Origin of the sequence: Actinomadura sp. 9N407, from assembly GCF_044326315.1 — a bacterium.
GTDB lineage: Bacteria > Actinomycetota > Actinomycetes > Streptosporangiales > Streptosporangiaceae > Spirillospora.
The window spans coordinates 69,454-85,759 of sequence record NZ_JBIRAW010000007.1 but is presented as its reverse complement, the minus strand read 5'-3'; the positions used below and the strand labels follow the sequence as shown (position 1 = coordinate 85,759).

Here is a 16,306-nt window from a genome sequence, read left to right as displayed (position 1 = left end):
GGACGCCTGCTGCCGCGCGTACGGGCGATTCAACAGGTTCTGACCGAAACGGTCACCTTTGTTCCGGGTGGTCGATACGATCGGGCGTTACGGTGAGCGGCTTTCGTGTCGAGGGTGGCGTCTCATGAACGATCGGCTGGGTTTCTCGCCCGCCCTGTACGCGATGCCGCCGGTACGGACCCCGGAGATCATCGTGGTGGACACGGGGTTCCCGGCTCCCGTACGGCGGCTGGCGGCGCGCGGGGTCGATCTGGCGGTGGTCCTCGCCGCCGCGGCCGGGGTCTCGGGCGTGATCGTCCTGATCACCGGGCCGGGCCCGGCGGCGCTGGCCGCGATCGTGCTGGCGGCCGTGCTCGTGACCGGGTTCCTGTACGAGGCGTTCTGCCTGGCGGGCTGGTCGCTGACGCTCGGCAAGCGGGTCCTGGGGCTGCGGGTCGTCGGAGCCGACGGGGCGCCGGTCTCCACGAGAACGGCCGTCGGGAGGGCCCTGGAGTTCCCGCTGGGAATGTCCGTGGCGGGCCTGGTGCCGGTCCTCGGGCAGGCGCTCTGGCTGCTGAACGCGTTCTCGCTGGTCTGGGACCGGCCACGGCGGCGGTGCTGGCACGACCGGATCGCCGGAACGGTGGTCGTCGGCCGGGCCGTCGTGGTCCGCGACGGACATTAGGCTCACGTACGCCCACCCGGCGCCGGTGAAGGACCCAGGCGGTTCGGAACCATAGGCTGTTACCCCGGGTTTGTTCACTCTTGGGGAGAATGCGTTGCGGCTGCCGGAGCATCTGGGCCTACTGCTCACCGACGAGCCGGTCCTCGACGTCTACTCGTACGGGCCCTGGCGGGTCCCGGACGGGCTGTTCGAGGAGATCAGCGAGCGGATCGACGCGCTGGCCGCCGATCCGCGCTGCGCCGGACTGACCACCGACGAGCACAAGCTGCTGACGCTGCCGGCCTCGCTGGTGACGGCGGAGATCTTCGGGATCCTGGCGTTCCTGCCCGGCGGCGGGGCGATCAAGGCCGGCTCCTGGTCGCAGCTGCCGGAGCGGCTGCTGCACCGGCATCTACTCAATCCCGGGCCGCTCAGCACCCGGATGACCCGCTGGGACGCGCCGGGCGGGCGGTGGCGCCCGCCGGTGGACTGGCTGGTCGAGGCCCCCGACCGGGAGCTGGCGATCTCCCTGGCCCGCGACTGCCTGGACGTCCTGGAAGGCATCGAGCCCCTCGACCAGCGGCGCAAGGCGCTGCTGCGGCTGTACGAGGACCCGCCCCAGTGCGACGTCAACCTGGCCAAGATGGAGCTGCGCGAGCACTGGCACGCCCATGCCGACGACGAGATCCTGTCGGCGCTGCCGGAGCTCCAGGGCCCGGTGGGCTACCTGGAGTGGGTCTCGGCGGGCCTGCTCGCCGCGTACGAGCACCTGGTGAGCGTGGCGCCGCGCGACGAGACGGTGGAGACCCACCTGATCCAGCTGCTGCTCCAGGGCAGCCTTGAGCACGTTCCGGCGGAGCTGGCCGTGGCGCTGGGCGAGGACCGCTACCTGGAGCTCCAGGGCCGGTTCAAGACGGAGCGGCGCGGCTTCAAGGCGGGCGCCTGGCAGGAGCGGACCCGCGCCTGGCTCGTCCGGGCGATGGTCTCCGGCTCGGCCGACGCCTGCCGCGCCTGGCTGGACATGGCGATGCGCTGGGTCGCGACCGTGCAGGGCCTGCCGGGCGACCCGTGGTTCCCCAAGCCCGAGTGGATCCCGGTCGGCCAGTTCCAGACCGACCTGCGGCGGCTGTACGCGCCGCGCCGCCGGGTGATCAACCCGCTGGTGGACGAGCTCCGGATCGAGCCGGTCACGGCCGACGGCAAGCGTCCGGCGAAGCCCGCCGTGGCCGATGTGACCAGCACGATCGTCGGGCAGCCCGAGGTGACCCGGGCGCTCGCGACGTTCGGCCGGGGCAACGCGCCCGTACGGCTGCTGCTGGCCGGCCCGGACGGCACCGGCAAGCGGGACGCGGCGCAGGAGCTGAGCAAGGTGCTCGACCTCGGCCGCGACCCGGTCTGGCTGACCGACAACCTGTTCGCCGGGCAGCGGCTCTCGGACGCCGTCGCCAAGCTGCACGCCGACATGCGCGACTGCGCCGGCGAGCGGCTGCTGATCATCGAGGGCCTGGACGGCATCGTCACCGATCCGGGCAACGGCGAGGCCATCGCGGGCGAGCTGCACCGGCTGCTGGCGGTGCACGCGGAGCTGAGCCTGGTGGCGCTGTGCGACGCGGGCGGCGTGGAGCGGATCCGCGAGGTCGACCCGGTCCTGACGCACCGGTTCCTCATCGCCCGCACGCACCCGTTCGACGAGGACGGCCACGCCGAGCTGTTCCGCCGCGCTCTGAAGGCACGCGGCGCGCGCGGCACCCGGCACGCCCTCACCGCCGCGGGCCTGCTGCTCACCGCGACCCCACCCGTCCAGACGCTCCGCAACGCCCGGCTCGCGCCGTACCTGGCCGACCTGGTCGTGGAGTCGGTACGCGCCCGGGGCACTGCGCCGTCAAACACCGGGCCGTCAAACACCGGGCCATCCGACACCGGAGAGCCCGGCGCGGAGCTGGTGGTCGGCAAGCGCGACATCCCGGCGACCCTCGACACCACGCAGAGCGCGGGCGACCCGATGGTCGAGCTGCGCGAGCTGACCGGCCTCGAGACCGTCAAGCACGAGATCGGGCTGCTGGTCGCCGAGACCCGCGCGGCACGGCTGCGCAGCGACACGGGGCTGCGGATCAGCGCGCCGACGCGGCACATGGTCTTCACCGGCAATCCCGGTACGGGCAAGACCATGGTGGCCCGGCTGCTCGGCCGGATCTACAAGAAGCTCGGCGTGCTGTCGTCCGGGCACGTGGTGGAGGCCTCCCGGGCCCATCTGGTCGGCGAGTACATCGGGCAGACCGCGCCCCGGACGCGCCGACTGGTGGAACGGGCGATCGGCGGCGTGCTGTTCATCGACGAGGCGTACACCCTCACCCAGTCGCCGCTGAAGAGCGACTACGGGCACGAGGCGATCGCCGAGCTGGTCAAGCTGATGGAGGACCACCGGGACGACCTGGTGGTGATCGTCGCCGGCTACCAGCGGGAGATGGTCGAGTTCCTGGCCGCCAACCCCGGCCTGGACTCGCGGTTCCCCAAGCAGCTGCACTTCCCCGACTACACCGACGACGAGCTGGTCATGGTGTTCGAGCAGCTGGCGGGCGCCGACGGGTTCCGGCTCGCGGACGGCACGACCGGCCTGCTGCGGACGACGCTGCGCCGCGCGCCGCGCGGGTCCTCGTTCGGCAACGGCCGGCTGATGCGCAACCTGCTGGACATCGCGGTGGCCAACCAGGCGCAGCGGATCGCGTCGGCGGACCGGGACGCCTGGCACCCGGAGCCGAACGGCTCGCACCCCGCCAAGCAGGCCGGCGCGCACTCCGGCACGGGGCCGGAGGTCGCGCCGCCGACCAGGGACGAACTGATCACGCTGACCGCCGACGACCTGCCGCCGTCGCTGGACTATCCGGAGGAGCTCCTCGGCCTCTACCTGTGATCCGAGCCGCCTGGGCGACACGGCACTTCCGGGTGACACGGGGCTTTTAGATGGGTATGTCCTAGTCGCGAGTCCCGGGCCCGCCGCTTCCCCGCCCGTACGCCCGACGGCGAGGAGGACGGCCATGCCCGCCCCCGGAGACGAGCGGCTCGCGACCGTACTGCGCGACATCGCCGGCCACCAGGCGGCCCGGCTGCGCGACGGGACGCTGCCGTGGAGCTGGTGGCTGGAGCGCGCGGCCCGGTTCGGGCGGCGGTACGGCTTCACCGACACCCTGCTGATCTCGGCGCAGTGGCGGGCGGCCACCGACGTCCGGTCGTACGCGGCGTGGCGGGCGGCCGGTCGCCAGGTCAGGAAGGGCGAGACCGGGATCCGGCTGCTGTCCCCGGTCACGGCCGTCTTCGACATCACCCAGACCGAGGGCCTCCCGCCCGAACCCCGGCGGCCCGTACCGCCGTCCGAGGCCCGCGCCCGGCTCGCCGCACTGGCCGCCCGGCACGGCGTCCCGCCCGTACGGGAGCCGGACGATCTGGGCGCGGCCACGCTGCTCGCCCACCGGCTCGCGCACGCGCTGAGCCCACGTGACCGGCTCCACCTGTCCGACCAGACCGACCGGCCTGACGGGGCCTGCCACGGGCTCCGGCGCGTCGAGGCGGACTCGGTCGCGTTTCTCGTACTGGCGGGCTTCGGCCTGGAGACCGGCCACCTGGCCTTTCCACCCGCCGCCGGACCGTACGCCGCCGCCGGGGTCGGCGACCGGATCGTCCGGCTCGCCCGCCGGATCTGCGCGGCGTACCCGCCCGTACACGACCTCCCCGTACACAACCTGATGGAAACGGCGCAGCGCTTCTTCCAGGCCCGGCTGGAGGACGGCTGGGTGCCCGCCTATCTGGCCGGACGCGGCTTCCCACCGTCCGTACAGCGGCGGTGGCGGATCGGGTACGCCCCGCCCGGCCCGCGGGCGCTCACCGAGCATCTGCGGGCCCGCGGCCACGACGACGAGGCACTCATCGGCGCCGGGCTGGCACGGCGCGGCCGTTCGGGTGCGGTCTACGACATCTTCCGCGACCGCGCGATGTTCGCGATCCGTACCGGCGACGGAACGATCGCCGGGTTCATCGGCCGCCGGGCCGATGGCGCGGACGGCCCGAAGTACCTGAACGGGCCCGGCACCGACGCCTTCCATAAGGGCGAGCTGCTGTACGGCCTGTACGAGGCCAGGGAACGACTCGCGGCCGGTACGGCGCGGCCGGTCGTCGTGGAGGGTCCCCTGGACGCGATCGCCGTCGGCCTGTCCTCGCCCGCGCACGCCGCCGTGGCCACCTGCGGCCTGTCCATGTCGGCGGCCCGGCTCGCCGCGCTCGGCAGGGTCGCCGACCTCGGCCGGACCGGGCTCGTCATCGCCCTCGACGGCGACCACGCCGGCCGGACCGCGACACTGCGCCTTTGGAAGACACTGCGCCCTGGGGAGACACCGCGCCTCGGGGAGACACCGCGCCTCGGGGAGACGCTCGCCGCCGTGAGCGGCCCCGTGGAGGCCGTACGGCTCCCACCCGACCGCGACCCGGCCCGCCTCCTGCAGGACGGCGGACGCGCGGCCGTGCGCGCCGCCCTGCGCTCGCGCGTCCCGCTGATGGACGTGATCGTCGACGGCGCGATCGAGCGCCACGGCGGCTCGCTCGCGACCCCCGAGGAGCGGCTGGGCGCGATCCGGGCCGCCGCTGCCGTGATCGCCGGGGGCCATCCGTCCGGGGCGGCCCGCCAGGTCGCCCGCGTCGCGACCCGGACGAACGTGCCGTACAGCCTCATCACCGACGAACTGGTCGCCATGATCTGTAACTCTCAGTAGCGGACCGACCACCCATCGCGCCCGTTCCGCCGCTCGTCGACGCGGCCGCCGACGGCGTGAACCTACGCGCCGGTACGCAATAGCTTCATCGCGCCCTGCAAGGAGAGAAGCTCGCATCGGCTCCCCCGTGGGGGGCGAGCGGCGGCACCGGTTCGGCCGCCGCTCAGGGAGCCGGCGATCACGTCCGCGCGCAGGGCGGGGGGACGGGGTCACGGCGGCCGGTTGATGGCGCGCACCGGTCGCCGTGACCTCCCCCCGACCGCCTGGGACGGCCGGCCACTAGGACACTTGGGGCAGCCGCAGCACGAAGCGGGCGCCCGGCGCGTGATCGGCGATCTCCAGGGACCCGCCGTGCGCCGCCGCGATCTCCCGCGCCAGCGGCAGCCCGAGGCCGCTGCCGCCCCGGTCCAGCCGGCGCCCCTCGGCCAGCCGGGTGAAGCGCTCGAACACCCGCTCCCGATCCTGCTCGGGGATCCCGTCCCCGTCGTCGGTGACGGTCACGACCACCTCGGTCCCGTCCGCCTCGACCTGGAGGTCCACCCGTTCGGCGGCATGCCGTACGGCGTTGTCGAGCAGGTTGGTGAGCACCCGTTCGAGCTGGATCGGCGAGCCCAGCACCGGCGCGTCCGAGGCCAGATCACCGTGTACGGGGACGCGCCCGTTCGTCCGGCGTTCGATCTGCTCGGCCGCCAGCCCGCTCACGTCCACGACCCGGCGATCGGGATTCGCACCGGCGTCCAGCCTGGCCAGCACCAGCAACTCGTCCACGATCGCGGCCAGCCGCGCGATCGCCTTCAGAGCCCGCCGGTTCGCGCCCGGCCAGTCGGTCTCCTCCGGGTACGCCCCGTCCACCTCCAGCTGCGTGTGCAGCGCCGTGATGGGGCTGCGCAGCTCGTGCGAGGCGTCCGAGACGAACCGGCGTTGCGCCTCGGCCGACCGCTCCAGCCGCTCCAGCGTGGCGTTCGTCGTCGCCGCCAGCTTGGCGATCTCGTCGCCGGAGTCGGGGACCGGGACGCGGCGGCTCAGGTTCTGGCCGCTGATCTCCTCCAGCTCCCGCCGGATCCGCCGTACCGGCCGCAGCGTCAGCCCGACGGCGAACCACGCGACCAGCGCGACCGTCAGCACCAGGACCGGAGTACCGACGTAGACCAGCAGGTAGATCCATGTCAGGGCGCGGTTGACATCGGCGAGGTTGACCGCCGTGTAGACCAGCCTGGGGCCGTCCGGCGCCCGGACCCACAGCGCCACCGCCAGGTAGCCGTCGGCGCCGTGCCCTGGCATCCGCACCTCGATCTCCCGCGTGACGGTCCGCTCGTACCCGTCCGGCTCGAACCTGGCGATCCTCCCCCTGCGGACCATCCCCTCCGTACCGCCCACGGCCCGCCCGTTCGGCCCGATGACCTGCACCACGAAGGCCCGCCTCGGGGCGACCGAGGTGATCTGCACCGTCCGCGGCAGCCGCCCCGTCCGCACCTGGCTGGCCACCCGGCGCGCCACCAGCTCCGCCCGCGTCTGCGAGGCCTCCCGCAGGTTCCCCGGCACCGTGGACAGCAGCACCACCGAGGCCGTCGAGAAGACCACCGCCGCGATCAGCGTCGCGCACGCGGTCAGCCGGGCCCGCAGCGAACGCGGCATCAGCCGCCGCACGAACCGGCACGTCACAGCCGACATGGCACCGCCCGGCACGACACGGCCGGAACGTACAAGACGCTGGGCCGACGCCGGTACCACCATGGAGGCATGAGCATCGACCTTTCCGCGGCCGCCGACTTCATGGCCACGCACGCACGCGTCCTCGACCGGCGCCGCTTCCAGTTGCTGACGGGCGAGCCCGGCACCGCCGCCGTCCTGGACGCCCTGGACGCCTATCGCAATCCCGACGGCGGCTACGGCTGGGGCCTGGAGCCCGACCTGCGCGCGCCCGAAAGCCAGCCCGGCGCCGCCCTGCACGCCTTCGAAGTGTTCGAGGAGGCCCCGGCACCCCAGGCCACCGAACTCTGCGACTGGCTGGACTCGATCACCCTGCCGGACGGCGGCCTGCCGTTCGCGCTGCCCCTGACCACCACCGCCGGATCGGCCCCATGGTGGACGGGCGCCGACCAGGAATCCTCGTCCCTGCAGATCACCGCCATCTCAGCGGCCTCCGCGCACCAGGTACCGGACATCGCCGGCCACCCCTGGCTCGAACGGGCCACGCGCTACTGCATCGACGCCGTCGAGGCCCTCGACGGCAAGCCGCACGCGTACGTCCTCGCCTTCGCCGTCCGCTTCCTCGACGCCGTGTACGACACCCGTCCCGAGGCCCCCGCCCTTCTGCGGCGGCTGGCCGAGCACATCCCGGCCGACGGACTGATCCCGGTCGAAGGCGGCACGGCCGACGAGAAGCTACGCCCGCTCGACCTGGCCCCGTTCCCGGACCGACCGGCCCGCGAACTGTTCGCCCCGACCGTGATCTCCGCCGACCTGGACCGGCTCGCCGCACTCCAGCGGGACGACGGCGGCTGGACGGTCGACTACGCGAAGATCTCCCCCGCAGGCGCGCTCGACTGGCGCGGCCACGCGACCGTCCACGCCATCGCCGTGCTCCGCCGCAACGGCCGGGCGTGACGCTGCGGCCGCGTCCCGTTCAATGACGGGACGCAGCCGCCGGAACGTCACCGCCCATGAACGGTCGGGCGCTCGCTGACACCGGTGTCGGAGTGCTTGGGGCGCTTCATGCCCGCAAGCCCCAGCAGGCCCAGCAGACCCGCGAGACCCCAGAGGCCGCCGTTGCCGCCGCCCTCGTCCTGCGTGTCGTTCGGCTGCTTCTTCTGCTGCTCGACCGCGACGACCCCCGCCTGCGGCTGCGCCGGCTGCGCCATCGCGGCCGCCGCCGGACCGAACAGGACGAACAGCCCTATCCCACTCGCGACCAGGAACTTACGCATATCTCTCTCCCCCCATATCTTCGAGTCCTCCATCCGGATTACTCGAGACGAGTTGCGATCGTTCCAGTACAACTACGACCCGTTCCCAGAAGTCGCCCCCGATAACGGCCATTACTCTCCGATGACCAAACCCACCCGTACCCGGTACACGAGAGATACCCGGCATGACCGTCGCCGTCGCGGTCGTGCTGCTGGGCGGAGTCTGCGTCGTGACCGGCATGATGGTGCTCACCTTCACGTACTACGCCCTGGTCGACCGGCTGCGGGCGTACCCACCAGGGCACGTGCCGGGCAACCCGTACATGGAGACGTCAGCGGAGGTGGCGCCGTACTTCTTCCTGCTGCTGGCGGCCCTGGTCCTGTTGGTCTGGGCGACTTCGCGGGCGTTGCACGGCGGTCGGGAGGGCCGGATCGGCCTGTGGATCTCCGCCGTACCGCTGTCTCTGGGGCCACTACAGATCGCATTCGAAGCGACCACGCAGGGGTTCCTTCAATGGGAGACCATCATCCTCATAATCGCGGTGGTCATGGCCGCACAGGCGGCCCTGTTGCTGGCGCTTCCCACCACGAACGCCTTCTACAGGAGGGCCGGCGCCGATCCGAGAGCAGGCTGACCGGAGCGGCCGGACATCGGCGTCCTGGTGTGAACGATCCGCTCCGGCGATCGTAGATATCGCTGGGATGACCATGTCGCGCGTGGCCGGGTGAGCAATGACGCGTTTCTCCGCCTGGTCCGAGCCGCCGGGGGTCTGCCCGCCGGGGTCCAAGCATGGGGCGCGTGGTGATCCCTGGGCAGTGTCATGAATGCGGCTCGCTTTGAGGGACCGTATCCGTCCTGGTGGTGAACTTGGTGTTCGCCGCCGAAGTGTTGGCCGGGCCCTTGACCCGTTCCAAAAGAACCACGGGAATCTCCCGGGTGGTCCCCTCCTGGTAGGTCGCGTACTCCGGCATGGCCGACACCATCAGGTGCCACAGGTGTGGCCGCTCTGCCGCAGTGGCGGGACGGGCGCGTGCGGCGAAGCTCTGAGTACCGACCTGCACGGTGACATCCGGGTCGGCGAGCAGGTTGAGATACCAGGCCGGGTGGCGGTCGGCGCCCCGGTTGGAGGCCGCCAGGACGTAACGGTCGGCGTGGCGTTGGTAGACGAGTGCGGTGCGGCGCAGTTCGCCGCTCTTTCGGCCCCGGGTCGTCAGCAGCAGGTCGTTCACGCCCGGCCGCGGTCGACCACCGGTCTCCTCGAAACGGCGGATGTGCTCGGCGACCCAGGCGTTCGGGCTGTCGTGGACCTCGGCCATCACGCTTCCCGAACGCTGACGGCGGCGCGCTGGCGGCGGGGCGTGTCGAGCAGCGGGATCACGGAGTCCGCGTAGGAGATCCCGCTCGCCGGGCCGCCGTGCTCAGCCATCAGCGCAGCGCCGGACGGCCCGGGCGGGACCGACACGAGGCGAACCGCCCCGCGGCGCACGCCCGCCTTGGCAAGCCCGGATGCCAGGGTGCGGGACGAGGCGGTGAAGATTTCGTACGGCGGTACCGACAGGTCCACGGCAGCGCTGATAGCGGCGTCCCGCCCGGTGGCCCCCTGCACGATGCTGAGCTCGTCCGTAATATGACCGCCTGGTCCGAAGACCGCGATGTTCATGACGAACCCCTCTCACCAGGAGCGGGACCTGTACACCCCCGCCGGTCCGCGGACGCTATCGCAGGCCGCGGTTACCACCGGGATACCGGCTATCGCGAGGCCATGAGGCAGCCGCTGCCCGCCGGCATGTCGGATGAGCGGTCCCGTCCTCGCTCACCCCGCAAAGGGACGCCCACGGCACGTGTCGATCGGCCGCCGCCGCGTTCGCGAGGCCGTCCTTACCGCGATCATGATCTGCATCGCTGACCTGCAGATCCTCAACACCCGCAAAACGACGAGATCCCCTCTCAAGAACGGCCCGGATTGCCATTAGGCGTCGGTATCGGCTGGCACAATCACGCGCCATGAACGACAGGGAAGGCGACCCGCTCGCCGGGCTGGACGACGTTGACTGGGCGAACCTGCAACACGCTTACGGTCCGGCCGAGGACGTGCCCCATCTGCTCCGGGCGCTTGCCTCAGAGTCGGCGAGCGAGCGTGACAAGGCCATGGACGAGCTTTGCGCCAACATCTTCCACCAGGGCAGCCGGTACGAGGCGACCGCGCACGCCGTGCCGTTCCTGGCCGCGCTGGCCGAGGGCCCCAGGGTCCAGGACCGTGTCGACATCGTGCGCCTCCTCTGCGCGATCGCGATCGGCTACGACGAGTCGTACCTGCCGAGCGGGGTCGACATCGCCGAATGGCGCGCGGACATCGAACGGATGCGTACCGCCGATCCCGACGAGGGGCTGCGCCGGATGAAGCAGTGGGTCGCGGAGGCCGTCACCGAGGGCGAGCGCAGCGTCCGCGAGATGCACCTCGCGGTCTACGACCTCGGCTGGTCCCTGCGGCATGCCGATGCCGAGCTCGGCGCGTACGACGCCGTCCGCGCCACCGTTCCCGCGCTGCGCGACCTGCTCGGCGACCCCGCCCCACAGATCCAGGCCGTCGCGGCGTACACGCTGGGCTGGTTCCCGGAAGAAGCGGCCGGGACGCTGCCCGCGCTGCGGCGGCTGCTGATGCCCGAAGTCGTCCCCGACGTGGCGGCCAACGCGATCGTCTCGGTGGGCCTGCTGGCCGGCCATGACTTCGCACCGCAACTCCGCGCCTTCCTGACCGCAGAGGACGCGCTACTCCGCTGCGCCGCCGCGATCGCACTGGCCCGGCTGGAGGTCACCGACCCGGAGGTTCTCCAGGTGCTGGAGGCGGCCGCTGCGCAACCTCCGGAAGGCTCCGCACTCGGGATCCACCATCTGAACGGCAATGTGCGCGGATACGCGACGATCACGCTGGCGGCGATCGAGGAGCGGGCACATCCGAGACTTCTCGGCGCGATGCTCAAAGGGCTGGCGCTCAGCTCCGGGCCCGCTGCCTTCCCCACGGTCGAGGCTGTGCTGCAGCACGTCTTCGGACAGCCGATGAGCGCGCCACTGTCACCGTATGAGGATCTGACCGAACCGCAGCAGCGTGCCATGCGGACGCTGGCCGAGATGGGGGCCGATACCTGGTGCTGGGGCAACTTCATGCTGATGCTCAGCGCCTGGGGCCTACCGTCCCAACGGGCGGAGTGCCGTGCGTACGTGGGGCTTGACTAAGACGCGCGCGAGCACGCTCACGGCCCTCTCGACCGAACACCCAACACCAACCCGCGACCTTTAAGGCAAGTCAGCTTTTTTCTGCGATTCGCATGGCGAGCCGTCTTTCCATCTCGGGGAGTTCGTCTTTGATGCGGTTCCGTTCTTTCCTGGTGGCCTGCTTGGCGGATTTCCTGATCCTGTGCACATAGTCCTCGTCCAGGTAGGTAGCGTCCTTGCTCTGGCGAGCCCACTGTGCCCCCTGGGCGTGGCCAAACACGTCGAACAGTTCAGCCATGAACAAGAATGCGCACTGTAGTGTCACTTCCTTGCTGCGGGGACGCCAACCGCTTGGCGTCCTACAGCCATCGGAGGCCTCGCCCGGCCCCCGATTTGGCCTGGTCAAGGCATTGTGAGCCGCAGGTAGCGAGTGAGGTCCCGGATGCCTCGGCTCGGGTCCTGGTTGAGCCAGCGTTTGGCGTGGGTCCCGATCCTGGCCGCGCGCCATGGAGAGCCATCTGGGTGGGCAACGTGCGGGTGTGTGACCTGGTGGATGCAGCGATGCGCCGTTGTGGCCAGGGCAGAGAAGCGGTTCTGCACCTCTGGCGAGTGATCGGCCGGGAGCCATGTGTGTGCGAGTCGTCCGATTTCGAGAGTCTCCCGGTCGACTACGGGGATCTTGCGGCCGTCTGCGCGGTTGTCCCAGCCATCGATCCGGTTGATACGTCCGTTCAAGAACTGCATGAGGGGTCCTTCCGGCCTGCCGGATCGGTCAAGCAAGCGCAGGAAGGCTTGCACGCCTTCTTCCGCGAGTATCTGAGCCAGGTCGTCGCCGGCGGTGCCCCCGTCGTAGTCCGTCCAGGCGGCGATCCCTCGGATGCGTGGCGCCAGCATGGCGCTGAAGCTCTGGACATCGGCGGGCACCATGAACACGTTGATCGTTCTGCTTCTTTGGCCTAGTGCGCGTCCCACGGCGTCAGTGTGTCAGTACAGGCAAGTACTGGTCTGAGGCGTTGCAGCCAGTTCGGCCGTCACCCAAAGACCGCATCGTGGGCGGTCTCTGCGGGTGTTCGAGTCGATGGTGATTCCTGGTCTGCTGAGTATGCGGAGATGGCTGGGCCTGGGCTGGTGGGGGCCGAGGTTGATCGTGGTGCGGTGCTGGTGTGTCATCCATCCATCCGCAGCGCGCTCGCCGATCCATCGAACGGGTCAACGGCCTGCACGGTGACCGCTGCGACGCCGGTACGCCTTCGGTAACGGTGGTGGTGGTCCGGCGGCGAGGCTCACGCCGACGCCGCGGCGGCCTGCTGGCCTTCGCACGGCTGGCCACTCGGAGAAACTGAGTAACAAGGTCTCGTTGGACGCGAACAGGAAAGCGCTCACGAGTTTGGGTCGTAGCTGTACTTCACTGCACCGAAAAGGCCGGTTCCCATACAGGGAACCGGCCTTGACCTGGGTGGAGCTGAGGGGATTTGAACCCCTGACCCCCTCGATGCGAACGAGGTGCGCTACCGGTCTGCGCCACAGCCCCAAGGACTCCGTTAGGTTAGCAAACTCCCGGGGGTGCTCGCGCACCGGTTATTCGCCGACGGCCCTGCGGTCGTCGGCGTACTGGTCGAAGACCTCCTCGTCGGCGGGGGTGACCAGTTCGATGATCTCGGCCTTGGGCTCCTCCGGGACGGGGCGGGCGCGGCGGGCGGCGGCTCGGGCGGCATGGTCCTGGCGGCGGGCGATGTCGACGCCGACGGCCACCCGGAGGAGGGCGAGGTGGCCCGCCAGCAGGAGGATCGGGGGCAGGGTGATCCACCACGGGGCGACGCCGCCAGCGATCAGGCCCAGGGTGGTGGCCAGCAGCAGGGACAGGCCCGAGGTGCGGCGGCGGCGCCGGGCGATGACGGCGGCGCGGCCGGAACGGCGCTGCGGACGTGTTTCCGGGGTTTCCAGGACTTCCGGCGTCTCCAGGGGCTCGGGGTCTTCGGTGGTCTCTTCGTCGAGGTCCTCGCGCTTGTGCAGCAGGCGGGAGATGTTGGACTCGCCGTCGCGGCGCAGCCACATGGGAACGAGGACGACGGCCCAGACCGCGACGATGGCCAGGTAAAGGACAGCACTGCTCACGGGCCCACCGCCGGGGCCAAGGGCGGGCCGACTTTCGGCGCGCGCACGTGCAATGGGAGCAGGGTCACGCCCCGCACGGTACGAGCAGGTGTCAGAGGTTGACGAGCATAAGGGACGGTGTGTCGCGAGATCGAGACCAGCGTTACTCTCTGTTTGCCGGGCCTTCTCACTCGCAGGATTCTTACCGGAGAAAGTCAGCGCGGGCTCAGGGAAATGCCTGCCGGCGGTCGGCGGGCCAGCGGGAGCGCAGGCCATGGGGTACGTCCTCGACCGTCAGGGCGTAGCAGATGTGATCGCGCCAGGCCCCGTCGATGTGCAGATGGCGGCGGCGAATTCCCTCTTCCCGGAATCCGAGTTTTTCGACGACCCGGCGGCTGGCGGTGTTCTCCGGGCGGATATTCGCCTCGACGCGGTGCAGGCCCACGGTGAAGAAACAGTGGTCCACGGCGAGGGCGACCGCGGTGGGGATCACGCCGCGGCCGGCGACCTGGCGGTCGACCCAGTAGCCGATCTGGGCGGAACGAGACGAACCCCACACAATGGCGCCGATGGTCAACTGGCCCGCGAATCCGTCCTCGTACGTGACGACCCAGGGCAGCGCGAGGCCCTGCCGGGCCTCGCGGCGCATGGTGTGGACCATGCTGAGGTACGGGCCGAGCCCGGTACGGAACAGGGGCGTCTCGGGGTTGGTGGGCTCCCAGGGACGCAGCCAGTCGGCATTGCGCACGCGCAGGTCGCGCCAGGTCGCAGCGTCACGATGCCGGAGCGGGCGCAGCCCGACCGGCCCCTCGGTCAAGGTGACCGGCCAACCCCGCAATCGTTCCACGGCTCCATGATTCCCTGGTGGGAGTCCGGACGCCATCATTGTCGCCGACAATCGTCAGGAACGGCGGCGCGCGGCCCACTCCCGGATCTTGCCGATCCGCTTGCGGATGTCGTCGGAGGACGCCTGGGCGATCGGCGGGCCGCCGCAGGTACGGCGCAGCTCGGCATGGATCACGCCGTGCGGCTGGCCGGTGCGGTGGTTCCAGGCGCCGACCAGTCCGTTGAGCTCCTTGCGCAGGGCGTGCACGTCCTCGGCGGCCGTACGGTCGGAACGGGGATCGCCGGTCTTGCGCCTGCGCTCGTTCTTGACCTGCTCGTTCTTGACCTGCTCGGCCTGGCGCTTGCGGAGCAGGGCGCTGACCTGGTCGGGTTCGAGCAGGCCGGGAATGCCGAGGTACTCCTCCTCCTCGGCCGAGCCGGTCGCGGCCTGCATGCCGAACTCGCCGCCGTCGTACAGGACGCGGTCGAACGTGGCCGACGCCTCGACGGTCTCGAACGGAAGCTCCTCGCCCACGTCGGGACTGTCGCGCTGCCGGTTGGCCTCGGCGAGCAGGTCGTCGTCCAGGCCGTCCTCGCGGACCGGGCGGTCGAGGACGTGGTCGCGCTCGGTCTCCATCTCGGCGGCGTGGCTCATGAGGGTGGGCACGGAAGGCAGGAAGACCGAGGCGGTCTCGCCGCGCCTGCGGGCCCGGACGAAGCGGCCGACGGCCTGGGCGAAGAACAGCGGCGTGCTGGTGGACGTGGCGTACACGCCGACGGCCAGCCGGGGGATGTCGACGCCCTCGGAGACCATCCGGACCGCGACCATCCAGCGGTCCTCGGTCTCGCCGAACTGCTTGATCTTCTTGGACGCGCCCGGGTCGTCCGACAGCACGATGGTGGCGCCCTGGCCGGTCACGGCGCGCAGCATCTTGGCGTACGCGCGGGCCGTCTCGTGGTCGGTGGCGATCACCAGGCCGCCGGCGTCGGGGATCACCCGGCGTAGCTCGCTCAGCCGGCGGTCGGCGGCGGCGAGGACCTGCCTGATCCAGTCGCCCTTGGGGTCGAGCGCCGCCCGCCAGGCCTGGGACGTCTGGTCCTGCGTGAGCGGCTCGCCGAGGGTCGCGGTGATCTCGTCGCCGGCCCGGGTGCGCCAGCGCATCTCGCCCGCGTACGCGAGGAAGATGACCGGCCGGACGACCCCGTCGGCCAGGGCGGGCCCGTAGCCGTAGGTGTAGTCGGCACGGCTGCGCCGGATGCCGTCGGGGCCCTCCTCGTACTGGACGAAGGGGATCGGGTTGATGTCGGTACGGAACGGGGTGCCCGACAGTGACAGCCGGCGGGCCGCGGGCTCGAACGCCTCGCGCACGGCGTCGCCCCAGGACAGTCCGTCACCGGCGTGGTGCACCTCGTCGAAGATCACCAGGGTCTTGCGGTCCTCGGTGCGGTTGCGGTGCAGGGCCGGCCGCGCGGCGACGGTCGCGTAGGTGATCGCGATGCCGTGGAACTCCTTGCCGACCGGGCCCTGGCCGTTCTGGTACTCGGGGTCGATCTTGATGCCGACCCGCGACGCCGACTCCGCCCACTGCCGCTTGAGGTGCTCGGTGGGGCAGATCACGGTGATGGAGGCGATGATCCGGCGGTCGAGTAGCTCCCTGGCCAGACGCAGCGCGAACGTGGTCTTGCCCGCCCCGGGCGTCGCGACGGTGAGGAAGTCGCGCGGCCCCGGCAGGCTGCCGTCAGTGCCGAAATAGGCCTCGAGCGCCTGCTGCTGCCAGGCGCGCAGGGACTGGGCCGTCCCCCAGGCGGCCCGTTCGGGGAACGCGGGGGGCATGTCCGATGCGGCGAAAGTGCTCACGGTCAT

General features: G+C 71.2%; 15 protein-coding genes and 1 tRNA gene. 6 read left to right on the top strand and 10 right to left on the bottom strand.

The window, feature by feature from the left end; genetic code table 11:
* The first annotated feature begins 124 nt into the window (after positions 1-124).
* From ACH34Q_RS13195 to ACH34Q_RS13185, 3 genes are all read left to right on the top strand, one after another.
* Positions 125-664 (top strand): RDD family protein, encoded by a 540-nt coding sequence (locus tag ACH34Q_RS13195; protein ID WP_395983150.1) that lies wholly within the window; start codon positions 125-127, stop codon positions 662-664.
* 94 nt (positions 665-758) lie between these two features.
* Positions 759-3,554, top strand: coding sequence for an AAA family ATPase (locus ACH34Q_RS13190; RefSeq protein WP_395983149.1), 2,796 nt, complete (start codon positions 759-761; stop codon positions 3,552-3,554).
* A gap of 124 nt (positions 3,555-3,678) precedes the next feature.
* Entirely contained in the window at positions 3,679-5,403 is a 1,725-nt protein-coding gene (locus ACH34Q_RS13185) for a toprim domain-containing protein (protein ID WP_395983148.1), read from the top strand.
* A gap of 279 nt (positions 5,404-5,682) precedes the next feature.
* On the opposite strand, the gene ACH34Q_RS13180 is transcribed toward ACH34Q_RS13185, so the two are convergent.
* On the bottom strand, positions 5,683-7,074 hold the full coding sequence (locus ACH34Q_RS13180; protein WP_395983147.1) for a sensor histidine kinase: 1,392 nt from the start codon (positions 7,072-7,074) through the stop codon (positions 5,683-5,685).
* A gap of 69 nt (positions 7,075-7,143) precedes the next feature.
* On the opposite strand from ACH34Q_RS13180, the gene ACH34Q_RS13175 reads away from it, so the two are divergent.
* Positions 7,144-8,010 carry a hypothetical protein gene (locus tag ACH34Q_RS13175; protein WP_395983146.1) on the top strand — a complete coding sequence of 289 codons (867 nt, stop codon included), beginning with the start codon at positions 7,144-7,146 and terminating at the stop codon, positions 8,008-8,010.
* 47 nt (positions 8,011-8,057) lie between these two features.
* On the opposite strand, the gene ACH34Q_RS13170 is transcribed toward ACH34Q_RS13175, so the two are convergent.
* Positions 8,058-8,330: a WGxxGxxG family protein gene (locus tag ACH34Q_RS13170; RefSeq protein ID WP_395983145.1), complete on the bottom strand. Its 273-nt coding sequence runs from the start codon at positions 8,328-8,330 to the stop codon at positions 8,058-8,060.
* 164 nt (positions 8,331-8,494) lie between these two features.
* Between ACH34Q_RS13170 and ACH34Q_RS13165 the strand changes: the two genes are divergently transcribed.
* Complete coding sequence (locus ACH34Q_RS13165; RefSeq protein ID WP_395983144.1) at positions 8,495-8,944, top strand: hypothetical protein; 450 nt, start codon at positions 8,495-8,497, stop codon at positions 8,942-8,944.
* A 184-nt stretch (positions 8,945-9,128) separates the two neighbouring features.
* Here the strand turns inward: ACH34Q_RS13165 and ACH34Q_RS13160 are convergent, their stop codons facing one another.
* Both ACH34Q_RS13160 and ACH34Q_RS13155 read right to left on the bottom strand, forming a co-directional pair.
* Positions 9,129-9,626, bottom strand: a complete 498-nt coding sequence (locus ACH34Q_RS13160) for a nitroreductase family deazaflavin-dependent oxidoreductase (protein ID WP_395983143.1) — start codon at positions 9,624-9,626, stop codon at positions 9,129-9,131.
* Positions 9,626-9,970: a hypothetical protein gene (locus ACH34Q_RS13155; RefSeq protein WP_395983142.1), complete on the bottom strand. Its 345-nt coding sequence runs from the start codon at positions 9,968-9,970 to the stop codon at positions 9,626-9,628. The genes ACH34Q_RS13160 and ACH34Q_RS13155 overlap by 1 nt, the downstream gene beginning before the upstream one ends.
* A 344-nt stretch (positions 9,971-10,314) precedes the next feature.
* Here ACH34Q_RS13155 and ACH34Q_RS13150 point away from each other — a divergent pair, with 344 nt between their 5' ends.
* Positions 10,315-11,544 carry a HEAT repeat domain-containing protein gene (locus tag ACH34Q_RS13150; RefSeq protein ID WP_395983141.1) on the top strand — a complete coding sequence of 410 codons (1,230 nt, stop codon included), beginning with the start codon at positions 10,315-10,317 and terminating at the stop codon, positions 11,542-11,544.
* A gap of 70 nt (positions 11,545-11,614) precedes the next feature.
* Here ACH34Q_RS13150 and ACH34Q_RS13145 read toward each other — a convergent pair whose 3' ends face one another.
* The 6 genes from ACH34Q_RS13145 to ACH34Q_RS13120 all read right to left on the bottom strand — a co-directional run bounded on the left by ACH34Q_RS13145 (position 11,615) and on the right by ACH34Q_RS13120 (position 16,276).
* On the bottom strand, positions 11,615-11,821 hold the full coding sequence (locus ACH34Q_RS13145; RefSeq protein ID WP_395983140.1) for a hypothetical protein: 207 nt from the start codon (positions 11,819-11,821) through the stop codon (positions 11,615-11,617).
* A 104-nt stretch (positions 11,822-11,925) separates the two neighbouring features.
* Positions 11,926-12,456 carry a hypothetical protein gene (locus ACH34Q_RS13140; RefSeq protein WP_395983139.1) on the bottom strand — a complete coding sequence of 177 codons (531 nt, stop codon included), beginning with the start codon at positions 12,454-12,456 and terminating at the stop codon, positions 11,926-11,928.
* Positions 12,457-12,980: 524 nt separating this feature from the next.
* Positions 12,981-13,054 (bottom strand) — tRNA-Ala (locus tag ACH34Q_RS13135).
* A gap of 47 nt (positions 13,055-13,101) precedes the next feature.
* Positions 13,102-13,638: a hypothetical protein gene (locus tag ACH34Q_RS13130; protein ID WP_395983138.1), complete on the bottom strand. Its 537-nt coding sequence runs from the start codon at positions 13,636-13,638 to the stop codon at positions 13,102-13,104.
* 205 nt (positions 13,639-13,843) lie between these two features.
* Complete coding sequence (locus ACH34Q_RS13125) at positions 13,844-14,500, bottom strand: GNAT family N-acetyltransferase (protein WP_395983365.1); 657 nt, start codon at positions 14,498-14,500, stop codon at positions 13,844-13,846.
* An 18-nt stretch (positions 14,501-14,518) separates the two neighbouring features.
* The gene (locus tag ACH34Q_RS13120; RefSeq protein WP_395983364.1) at positions 14,519-16,276 is read right to left on the bottom strand and encodes a DEAD/DEAH box helicase; all 1,758 of its coding nucleotides are present in this window, start codon (positions 16,274-16,276) and stop codon (positions 14,519-14,521) included.
* Between the last annotated feature and the right edge of the window lie 30 nt (positions 16,277-16,306).